The 10644-nt window shown below is 67.4% G+C and carries 9 protein-coding genes; all 9 read left to right on the top strand.

The window, feature by feature from the left end; genetic code table 11:
- Positions 1-804: 804 nt before the first annotated feature.
- Positions 805-2253, top strand: coding sequence for a redoxin domain-containing protein (locus SX243_22390; GenBank protein ID MDY7095733.1), 1449 nt, complete (start codon positions 805-807; stop codon positions 2251-2253).
- On the top strand, positions 2250-3239 hold the full coding sequence (locus tag SX243_22385; GenBank protein ID MDY7095732.1) for a MoxR family ATPase: 990 nt from the start codon (positions 2250-2252) through the stop codon (positions 3237-3239). The genes SX243_22390 and SX243_22385 overlap by 4 nt, the downstream gene beginning before the upstream one ends.
- Before the next feature lie 2 nt (positions 3240-3241).
- Positions 3242-4192, top strand: coding sequence for a DUF58 domain-containing protein (locus tag SX243_22380; protein MDY7095731.1), 951 nt, complete (start codon positions 3242-3244; stop codon positions 4190-4192).
- A 31-nt stretch (positions 4193-4223) separates the two neighbouring features.
- Entirely contained in the window at positions 4224-5261 is a 1038-nt protein-coding gene (locus SX243_22375; protein MDY7095730.1) for a hypothetical protein, read from the top strand.
- Complete coding sequence (locus SX243_22370; GenBank protein MDY7095729.1) at positions 5254-6507, top strand: DUF4381 family protein; 1254 nt, start codon at positions 5254-5256, stop codon at positions 6505-6507. The genes SX243_22375 and SX243_22370 overlap by 8 nt, the downstream gene beginning before the upstream one ends.
- Positions 6504-7526, top strand: coding sequence for a VWA domain-containing protein (locus tag SX243_22365; protein ID MDY7095728.1), 1023 nt, complete (start codon positions 6504-6506; stop codon positions 7524-7526). The genes SX243_22370 and SX243_22365 overlap by 4 nt, the downstream gene beginning before the upstream one ends.
- Positions 7523-8656 carry a VWA domain-containing protein gene (locus SX243_22360; protein MDY7095727.1) on the top strand — a complete coding sequence of 378 codons (1134 nt, stop codon included), beginning with the start codon at positions 7523-7525 and terminating at the stop codon, positions 8654-8656. The genes SX243_22365 and SX243_22360 overlap by 4 nt, the downstream gene beginning before the upstream one ends.
- On the top strand, positions 8649-9857 hold the full coding sequence (locus tag SX243_22355) for a tetratricopeptide repeat protein (protein ID MDY7095726.1): 1209 nt from the start codon (positions 8649-8651) through the stop codon (positions 9855-9857). Before SX243_22360 ends, SX243_22355 begins: the two co-directional genes overlap by 8 nt.
- 5 nt (positions 9858-9862) lie before the next feature.
- Positions 9863-10644, top strand: a 782-nt coding sequence (locus tag SX243_22350; GenBank protein ID MDY7095725.1) for a BatD family protein, incomplete at its 3' end; no start/stop codon positions are given.

Here is a 10644-nt window from a genome sequence, read left to right as displayed (position 1 = left end):
CCGAGGGGAGCGAGCCTGAGGAGAAAGGAGAGTCGAGGAGGAGAGAGACGCCCGTGGGCGCGGGATCAGAGCACCGGTCCGGTGGACGGCCCCAGGGAGGCGTCTCGAGAGGAGCCCCAGTGGGGGGGGCATGTGAGGAGGGGATAAAAAAAAGCCGGAGGAGGCGAGCCCGCCCCCTCCGGTGTCCACGTAACGCCGTCCTCAGCGCGTTACAAAACCAAAGTCCGGAACCGGGCAACGGTCACAAGCAGCTTCAGAATGTCGGCCAGCTGCCCGGCTCGGGACTTGGGGAGACCTCGTAAACTCGATGGTGAGATTTCACCTCGGAGGTAACTTGTCGCGGTCTCAGGGGGTAGGGAGTGGTCGGCGCTGGCTTTTGCCCCCCATAAGGCGAAAAAAATTTCACCTGGATTTTGCTAGGCGGCTTGTAGACTGCCCAAAGCCTGGAAATCAAGAGCCTGAGATTGAGAGTCCGGATTGGGGCAGTCTGGAAGCTGGCTCCCGGAGTCGGGGGAGCCTGGCATGGCCTTTGCCTCTAATAGAATAGGGCCGGCTGGAAGAGCCCATCGCGGCGCGAGATCGAGCCCCGATGGCGCGCCAATTTGACGCCCGGCCAGCCGATTTGGTGGATCGATGCCTTCAGCCGCGAGAGTCGAAGCGCTGCGAGGCTACATGAAGGGCGCGGCTCCTTTCCCCGAGCCAACGGCCGCGCCGAGTTTTTGTGAAGCGAGAGATTTCTCAAGTCCCGAAGGCCGCCCTGGCGGCTACTGCGGACGATCAGTGCAAGGAGTGAGGGTTCTCCACTTGAGGGAGATTCTGTCCGTTCCCCGCGACCCCCTGCTGAGGCTGTGCCTGCTGGCTCTGACCCTCGGAGGACTGCCCCTGGTGGGGCTGCCGGCCCATGGCCAGGCAGCACAAGGGGGCTCTACGGTGCAGGAGACCGTCGCCCGGTACGGCCTGCGGCCCATCGACCCGGCGGCGCCGGCGAGCCAGTTCACTCTGCCCGATCTGGCCGGCGGAGAAACCTCGCTGGAAGACTTCCGTGGCCGCTGGGTGTTGCTCACCTTCTGGGCCACCTGGTGCGGTCCCTGCCGCAGCGAGATGCCCTCTCTGCAACGGCTCCACGAGGCCCGCGAAGATCAGGGACTGTCGGTGGTGGGCGTCTCCATCGACGACCAGCGCCGGCCGGTGGATCCCTTTGTCCAATCCATGGGCCTGACCTTCCCCAACCTGTGGGACGGCGAGGGCCGAGTCGCCCAGGCCTATCGCGCCGGCAGCATCCCCCTCAGTTATCTGGTCGATCCCCAGGGCCGCCTGGTGGCGGTCTCCCGCGGTGCCCGGGATTGGTCCGAGCTGACCCCCATGATCGACGCCGTCCTGGCGTCGGAGACCGGCGACGATCCCACCTACGTGGCCCAAGACGAGCCGCTACAGCTGCCGGAGGTGCTCAATCCACCGTCCGCTGATCTGCGGCTCTCGGAGGAGCGGGTAGCGGCGGGGGAGCCCTTCGAGCTGGAAGTGCGGCTGCGCTGGTCGGGCAACTTCGAAGAATATTTGCCCCACCCGCCCCAGGTGGCGCTGCCGGAAGGGGTCGAGCAGGAGGCCATGACCGCCTCCACCAGCACCCAGGATGGCCGCAACGTGGTCACCTATCGCTTGACCCTGCGGGCCGCGGAGACCGGGCGCTACGCCCTCGATCCGGTGGAGCTGCGCTATACGCCGCGCTACGAGGCGGAGCCGGTGACCAGCCGGCTCAGCGGTCCGACGGTGGAGGTGGTGACGCCGGATCTGGCGGGAATGGCACCGTCCACCGTCGCCTGGGTCGCCGGAGGCACGGCGTTGACGGGCCTCTTGGCTTTCTTCGCATTTCGCTGGTTGCGCCGGCGCCCCGCCGCGGGGGGGACCGTGGAGGTGGATCCACGGCTGCGCGCGCTGGAGGGGCGCCTGGACGAAGCCCGGGCCGCCCGTCTGCGGGGCGAGGGGGCCGAGGCGGCGCGGCTCCTGGCACAGTTGGAGTTGGAGCTGGGAGTCGAAACCTCCGAGTGCCGGCATCTACAATCCATCGTCGAGCAGGCCCGCTACGGCGGCCAGGCGCCGCCGGCGCCGGAGCTCGACGGTATGCAACGACGAGTTGAACGGCGGCTGGCGGAGCTACGGCCGGATCCCGAGCAAGCACAGCGCAAGGCGTTGCGTTTGCGCCGATCCGATGCTTCGGCCTCTGCCGCCAAGACCCTTTCCGAGGAGAGACGATGAACGCGACCGCAGAGCAGCTGGCCCCGGAGATCGAGGCCCAGGCCCAAAAGCTGGACCGCCTGCGCCAGGAAGTGGCCAAGGTGATGGTCGGCCAGCAATACATGATCGACCGCCTTCTCATGGCCCTCATCGCCGATGGCCACATCCTGTTGGAGGGCATTCCGGGGCTGGCCAAGACCACCGCCGTCAAGAGCGTGGCGGACGCCATCCACACCCAATTCGCCCGCGTCTCCTTCACCCCCGATCTGCTGCCCGCGGACCTCATCGGCACCGAGATCTATCGGCCCCAAAGTCACGACTTCGTGGTCAAGCGTGGCCCTCTGTTCACCAATCTCCTCCTCGCCGACGAGATCAACCGCGCTCCGGCGAAGGTGCAGAGCGCGCTGCTGGAGGCGATGCAGGAGCGCCAGGTGACCATCGGCGACTCCACCCACCAGCTGCCCGATCCCTTCCTGGTGCTGGCGACCCAGAATCCCATCGAGCAGGAGGGCACCTACCCGCTGCCGGAGGCGCAGGTGGATCGCTTCATGCTCAAGCTCAAGGTGGGCTATCCGGACAAGCCGCAGGAGAAGGAGATCATGCGCCGCATGGCCTCCCGCCAGCGTCCGAAGGTGGAAGCGGTGCTGACCCCGGAGGAGATCGCCGCCATGCGCGCGGTGGCGGATCAGATCTACCTCGATCCCAAGGTCGAGGACTACATCGTCGACATCGTCTTCGCCACCCGCGAGCCGGCGGTGTACAAGCTCGACAAGCTCGACCGGCTCATCGACTACGGGGCTTCTCCCCGCGCCACCATCTTCCTGGCCCAGGCGGCGAAGGTTCATGCCTTCATGGCCGGCCGGCCCTACGTCACGCCCCAGGACGTCAAGACCATCGGTCCCGACGTACTGCGTCACCGGGTGCTGGTGTCCTACGAGGCGGAGGCTCAGGATTTGAGCTCCGACGATCTGATCCAGGAAATCTTCAATACCGTCGACGTGCCCTGACCATGGTTTTCGGTGCCTCCTCTCCGGCGGCGGAAGGTCGCTCTCGGGATTCTTCCGAGGCCCACGCTTCCGAGACCCTGTCGTCGGAGCTGTTTCAGAAGATCAAGTCGATCCAGATCCGCACCCAGCGGGTGGTCAACGACGCCTTCGCCGGCGAGTACGAGAGCGCCTTCAAGGGACGGGGGATGGAGTTCGAGGAGGTGCGGGAGTACCAGCCCGGGGACGACATCCGCCACATCGACTGGAACGTCACGGCGCGCATGAGCGCTCCCTACGTCAAGGTGCATCGGGAGGAGCGGGAGCTCACCGTCATGCTCTTGGTGGACGTCAGCTCTTCCGGTGCCTTCGGCAGCGGCGCCAAGCTCAAGAACGAGGTGGCGGCGGAGGTGGCGGCGCTTCTCGCCTACACCGCCATCCGCAGCAACGACCGGGTGGGGCTGATCATTTTCTCCGACCGCATTGAGCACTACATCCCGCCGAAGAAGGGCCGCGGTCACGTGTGGATGGTGATCCGGGACATCCTCACTCACCGCTCCGCCCACCGCAATACGAACCTGGAGGGTGCTCTGGAGTACATGAGCAAGGTGGTGCGCCGGCGGGCGGTGGCTTTCGTCATCTCCGACTTCCTGGACGAGGGTTTCGACCAGCGTCTACGCACCGCCGCCCGGCGCCACGACATCACCGCCGTCACCGTCGGTGACCGGCGGGAGATGGAGCTGCCGCCCATCGGCCTCATCGAGCTGGAGGATGCGGAGACCGGCGAGACCATCGTGGTGGATACCTACGACCGCAACGTCACCCAGGGCTTCCGGCTGCTGGGCGGCGACGAGCGGCGGCAGCGGGGCGAGCTCTTCCGCGCCGCCGGCGTCGGTGAGGTGGCGGTGCGGGCGGACGACGAGAACTATGTGGATTCCCTGGTGCGCTACTTCCACACTCGGGAGCGGCGCCGCTAGTGGCCTGTTTGGGCACTAGGAGCGAAGGACGATGGAGCTGAGAGAACCCCCGCGCACGCCCCCTACCGCGCCGCGAGACCCGCTGGTACGCATCTTTCTGGTGGGCCAGCTGGCGCTGTTGTTGATCATCCTGGCGGTGGTCTGGCTGCGGCCTCCGGGGCCGGATAGCGTCGCCGGCGCCGCCGCCCACCGCCGCGAGGTGGCTTCCAAGCTCAAGGCCGCCGGGGTTCTGGATCCCTCCGCCGAGCTCTTCGCCGAATACCTGGAGAGCTCCGGCGACCCGCCGGAAAAGCGCGCCCGGGTGGCCTACAGCCTGGCCACCACCTACCTGGAGCGGGGGAGCTACGAGCAGGCTCTGCGCTGGCTTTACGAGGCGGAGACCTGGGGGGCTGGCGAGCTCACCGGCGAGGTGGATCAGCGCATCGTCGAGACCCTCGAGCGCCTGGGCCGTCCCCACGCCGCCCAGGCGGCGCTGCAGTCCCGCACCGCCCTGGACGCCGACGCCGAGGCGGTGCGCCGTGCCGCGGACGATCCGGTGGTGGCGCGGGTGGGAGCGGAGGAGATCTATCGCTCCGACGTCCAGCGGGCCCTCGACCAGCTGCCTCCCCAGGCGGCCCAGGCCTTCCAGGCACCGGACCGCCGCCGAGAGCTGCTGCAGAAGGTGGTGGCGGATCGGCTGCTGTGGCGCAAGGCGGTGAAGCTGGGCTACGACCGCGATCCGGAGGTCCAGCGCCAGGAGGCGGAGGTGCTACGCCAGCTGGCGGTGGGGCGGCTGGTCGAGCGCGAGGTGCTGGCCAATCTGAGCGTCGACGAGACCGACCTGCGGACCTTCTACCAGGCCCACCAGCAGCGCTATCAGCGCCCGCCGGAAAACGAAGGGGAAGAGCCTCAGACCGTGCCCTTCGAGCAGGCGCGGCGGCAGGTGGAGCAGGACTATAGGCAGGTCAAGGCCCAGGCGGCCTACCAGGAAATGGTGGAGACGGAGCTCTCCACCGCCGACGTGGAGCTCTTCCCGGAGCGGCTTGATGAGCAGTCTTCAGACAATAGGAGCGGCGAGAGCAATGGCTGATCCGCGATCCGAGAACGGCTCGGGCTCCGCCGTGCCGAAGACGCCGCCCGCGAGAAGCTCTGCGGCGGGAGATCTCGTGACGGGGGGCTCTACTGGTGGCTTTCCTGGCGGCTTGATGGGGGGGCTGCTGTCCGGGTGGCTTGTCGTTGAGCTCATCCTGCTGGCGGTGATGCTGATGATCTCGGCGGCCTGCGGGCAGTCGCCGGAAGCTCCGGAGTCAGAGGAGTCGAAGCCGCCGGTCATCGCCGAAGCCTCGGTGGACCGGGCGGTGGCCACCACCGGCGACCTCATCACCTACACCGTCACCGTCGACTACCGCCCCGGCTACGACGTGGAGATCCCCGAGCCCGGGGCGGAGATCGCCGGCTTCCGCATCGTCGAGGTGGGGGCAGAGGGGCCTGAGGAGGACGGCGACCGCGTCGTGGAGTCGCGCTGGTACCAGCTGCGGGCGGATCTGGTGGGTTCCTACGTGCTGCCGCCGGTGACGGTGACCTACCGGGCGGCGGAGGATGCTTCGGCCCCGGAGCCGGCAGCCGCCGAGGACGAACAGTCGGACGACGACTCCGAAATCGATTCCCAGACCTCTGCTGCTGCGACCTCCACGGTGGAGACCGTGCAGACTTCCGCCATCTTCGTCGAGGTGGCTTCGGTGCTCCCCACCGAGGGTGGTGCCGACGACATCCGCGACATCAAGCCCTTGCAGCCGCCGCCGGAAGCGGTGCCCTGGCGCTGGATCGCCATCGCCGCCGGAGCGCTGCTGCTGGCGGCCCTGGGATGGTGGTGGTGGCGTCGCCGTTCCCGGCGCCCCGCTGCGCCGCCGGTGCCGCCCCACGAGGTGGCCTTTCAGGCGTTGGACGAGCTCCGGGGCAGCGATTTCGACGATCCGGAGGCGGTGCGCCGCTTCCACTTCGCCATCTCCGAGGTGGTACGGGTGTACATCGAAGGCCGCTGGGGGCTCAACGCCACGGACCTCACCAGCGAGGAGATCATCGCCCGTCTGTCCCAGCTCTCCGGTCTCGCCGGGGAGCAGGCGGTGAGCCTGCGGCGCTTCCTGCTGGATACGGATCAGGTCAAATTCGCCGACCACGAGCCCACCCGGGAAGAGATTCACCAGACCTACGAGCGCGCCCTGGGCTTCGTCGAGGCCACCCGGCCGGTGGCGGAAGCCGAGAGCGCCGCCAACGGTGAGAGGGGCGGCGAGCCGGGCGGCCAGAAGGGCAGCGATACCGAGGAGCAGGCGGCGTGAACGAGCTTTTCTTCTCCGATCTGGATCTGCTGTGGGTCCTGGGGCCGCTCTTTCTGTTCTGGCTCTTGTTCTGGGGGTGGCGCGCCACTCGCCGGCGCAGCGGTGCGGTGCGTTTCTCCAACATTCGGATCCTGCAGCAGATCAAGACCTCCCGCACCCTTTTCCTGCGGCGGCTGGTGATGGCGCTGCGGGTGATCACCGTGGCCTTGCTCATCGTCGCCTTCGTGCGGCCCCAGACCGGTCGCAGCCACACCCAGGTGCGCACCGAGGGCATCGACATTGTGCTGGTGGTGGATACCTCCGGCTCGATGCGCGCCCTGGATCTGGACTCGGACCGCCAGATCTCCCGACGGCGCAACCGTCTGGCGGTGGCCAAGGGGGTGGTGGAAGAATTCATCGAGCGGCGGCCCAACGACCAGATTGGCCTGGTGGTCTTCGGTGAGGAGGCGTTCACCCAATGCCCCCTGACCCTCGACCACGGCATCGTGTCCACCTTCCTCGAGCAGTTGGAGATCGGCATGGCCGGTGACGCCACCGCCATCGGTTCGGCACTGGGTACGGCGGTCAAGCGGCTCAAGGACTCGGAGGCCAAATCGAAGGTGATCATCCTGCTCACCGACGGCCGCAACAACGCCGGTGTCCTGTCGCCGGCGAAGGCGGCGGAGGTGGCGGAGACCTTCGGCGTCAAGGTCTACACCATCGGTGCCGGCACCCGCGGTCAAGCACCGTTCATCGTCGACTCCTTCTTCGGCAAGCAGGTGGTCTACGAGGACGTGGAGCTGGACGAGGAGTCGCTGCAGGCCATCGCCGAGCGCACCGGTGGTGCTTACTTCCGGGCTGAGGACGAGGAGGCCCTACAGGCCATCTATGGGCAGATCGACGAGTTGGAAACCACCGAGATCACCACCGACACCTACATGGAATACAACGAGCGCTTCCGCTGGTTCGTGCTGCCGGCGGTCTTCCTGCTGTTGCTGGAAGTGCTGCTCCTGGGAACCCGATTCCGCAAACTGCCATGAGCTTCGACCAACCCACACCCGACCGCCTTCGTCCCAGCGGATTGCGCTCCGGCGCGGCCCGTCTCGCCGGGCTCGTAGCCGGCTTGCCGCTGCTCCTCACCGGTTGTTCCGAGGTGCAGGTAGGGAGCCCGGATTCGCTGTGGCTGCTATGGCTGATCCCGCTGCTGCTGCTCTTCTTCATCTACTCCTTCCGCACCCGCACCCGGCTGCTGCGCCGCTTCGCCACCCCGCAGATGCTGCGGCGTCTCACCGCCGGCGTCAGCCGCCCACGGCAATATCTCAAGGCGGCGTTGGTGCTGCTGGGGTTGCTGGCCTGTGTGGTGGCCTTGGCCAAGCCGCGCTACGGTTTCACCTGGGAGGAGGTCCAGCGCAAGGGCGTGGACATCGTGGTGGCCCTGGACGTCTCCGACAGCATGTTGGTGGAGGACGTGGAGGCCGGCGGCGGCCTCAGCCGGCTGGAGCGCGCCAAACGCGAGATCGCCGACCTGCTGGATCTGCTGGAAGGGGACCGCATCGGCCTGGTGGCCTTCGCCGGCACCGCCTTCGTGGAATGTCCCCTGACCCTCGACTACGGGGCGGCGGAGCTTTTCCTGGACAATCTCGATACCGACCTGATTCCGATCAAGGGTACCGACCTGGCCAGCGCTCTGAGCACCTCCCTGGAGGCTTTCGAGGGAGCCAGCAACTCTTCCCGGGCGATCATCCTCATCACCGACGGTGAGGACCACAGCGGTGCGGCCCTGCGCGCCGCCGAAGAGGCCCAGACACAGGGAGTGAGGGTCTTCACCATCGGCATCGGTCGTGACGAGGGGGCCCCCATCCCGGCCCCCGGCGGCGGCTTTCGCCGGGACCGCCGAGGGGAGATCGTGCTCAGCCGCCTGGACGAGCCGACGCTGCAGAAGATCGCCCTCGACACCGGCGGCAGCTATGTGCGCTCGGTGACCGGCGACGTGGACCTGGAGAAGATCTACTCCCAGGGCATCAAGGCGACCCTGGAAGACCAGGAGCTGGGCTCGCGGCGGCGCCAGCGGTGGGAGGAACGCTTCCAGTGGGCACTGGCGCTGGCGCTGCTCTCCCTCATGCTCGAGCCTTTGATCTCCGAACGGCGACGAGGTGTTTCCAATGGCTGATCGTGGATGGCTTCAATCTTCGAGCTGCAACCTGCTTCTCGCCGGGTTCCTCGGCGGACTCATCGTGCTGGGCCTGCCGACGGCGCTGGCGGCCCAAGGCGCGCCGCAGGGACCCTCGGTTCCCCCGGCCCAAGGACCCGCGACCTCCGGTGCTCCGGCCCAGTCCGGTCCTGGGGATCGTGAGGCCGGCGGCGCTCGGCGTATCGGCGATCCCTACGAAGCCTACGACCAGGGGGTCTACGACCAGGCGTTGCAGGGCTTCGTGGATCAGCAAGTGGAGCGCCCGGAGGATCCCGCGGTAGCCTTCAATATCGGCAGCTCCCACTACCAGATGAAGGACTACGAGGCCGCCCAGCGCTCCTTCGCCGCCGCCGCCTTGAGCGCGGACCCGAAGCTGCAGCAGCAGGCGGTCTACAACCTGGGCAACGTCGCCTTCCGCCAGGGCAAGCTGGAGGAGGCGGTGGAGCATTACAAGCGGGCCCTGGAGCTGGACCCGGACGATCAGGACGCCAAATTCAATCTCGAATTCGTCCGCGACGAGATCCGCCGCCGCCACGAAGAGAATCAGAAGCGGCAGCAGGAGCAGCAGAACCAAGACCCACAGAACCAAGATCAGCAGCAGCAGGACGGCCAAGATCAGCAGAATCAGGATCAACAGAACCAGGACCAGCAGAATCAGGATCAGCAAGGCCAAGATCAGCAGGATCAGGGGCAGGACGGCCAGGATCAACAGCAGGATCAGGGCCAGCAGGATCAACAGGGTGACCAGGGCCAACAAGGTCAGCAGGGCCAGGATAGCGACAACGACGGTCTGCCGGACGAGGCGGAGCGCAACGCCCAGAATCCCACCGACCCTCAGAACCCGGACTCCGACGGTGACGGGCTGAAGGACGGCCAGGAGGACCGCAACGGCAACGGCCAGGTGGATGAAGGGGAGACCGATCCCAACGACCCGGACAGCGACGACGACGGCGTCAGCGATGGGGAGGAAGCGCAGCAGCAGGCGGCGCAGAACCAGCAGCAGCCCCAGGAGGGTAGCGACGGCGCTCAAGGCGGTGCCGCCCAGGCCATGGAGGGATCTCCCGAGGGCATGACCCCGGAGGAAGCCGAGCGCTATCTGCGGGCGCTGGAAGAAGGACAGCCGGACCGTTCCCGGGATCCCCGCCGCGGCCGCCGCGGCCGCCCGGAGAAGGATTGGTGAGGCGAGTGACGACTCTGACTCCAGACCCCTTGCACGGGTGGGCCCGGGCGACGGTTCTTTGCGCGGTGCTGATGGCGGGATTGCTGATGGCTGTCAGCGCCGCCGCCGATGGCATCCAGGTCACCATCGACCGGCCGGAGGCCACCATCGAGGACCAGCTGGTGCTCTCGGTGGCCATCGAGGGCAGCCAGCGGGTGCAGCCGGAGCTGCCGGATCTCTCCGCCTTCGAGGTCTACTCCCGGGGCAGCTCGCGGCAATTCACCAGCGTCAACGGCCGGGCGACGCGCAGCGTCACCTACACCTATGTGTTGGTTCCCAAGCGTACCGGCACCTTCACCATCGGCGCCGCCACCGCCGAGGTGGATGGCCGCACCTATGAGAGCCAGCCGTTCCAGGTGAAGATCCTCGAAGCCTCCGCCGAGCCCCAGGAAAGCCGGGACCTGTTCACCCGCGCCACGGTCTCCACCACCCGGCCCTACGTTGGGCAGCAGGTGATCTACACCTGGCGCTTCTACCGCCGAGTGCGGGTGGGGGACGCCCGCCTCGAGCCCCAGGACTTCCAGAATATGTTGGTCGAGGATCTGGGGGAGGTGCGGGAGTACCAGACCACGGTCGAGGGCCAGCAATTCTTCGTCAGCGAGATCCGCAAGGCCATCTTCCCGCAGGAAGACGGCACCCTCGAGGTGCCGGGCTCGCGGCTCACCTGTCAGGTGGCGGTGCGCTCCGGCCGGCGCCGCGGACTGTTGGGGGACTTCTTCGGAGCCAGCGAGACCAAGGTTCTACGCAC

The organism is Acidobacteriota bacterium, assembly GCA_034211275.1.
In the GTDB taxonomy this organism is placed as follows: Bacteria; Acidobacteriota; Thermoanaerobaculia; order Multivoradales; family JAHZIX01; genus JAGQSE01.
Note: the sequence above shows the minus strand (reverse complement) of the source record. Positions and strands in the feature narration are given on the sequence as shown.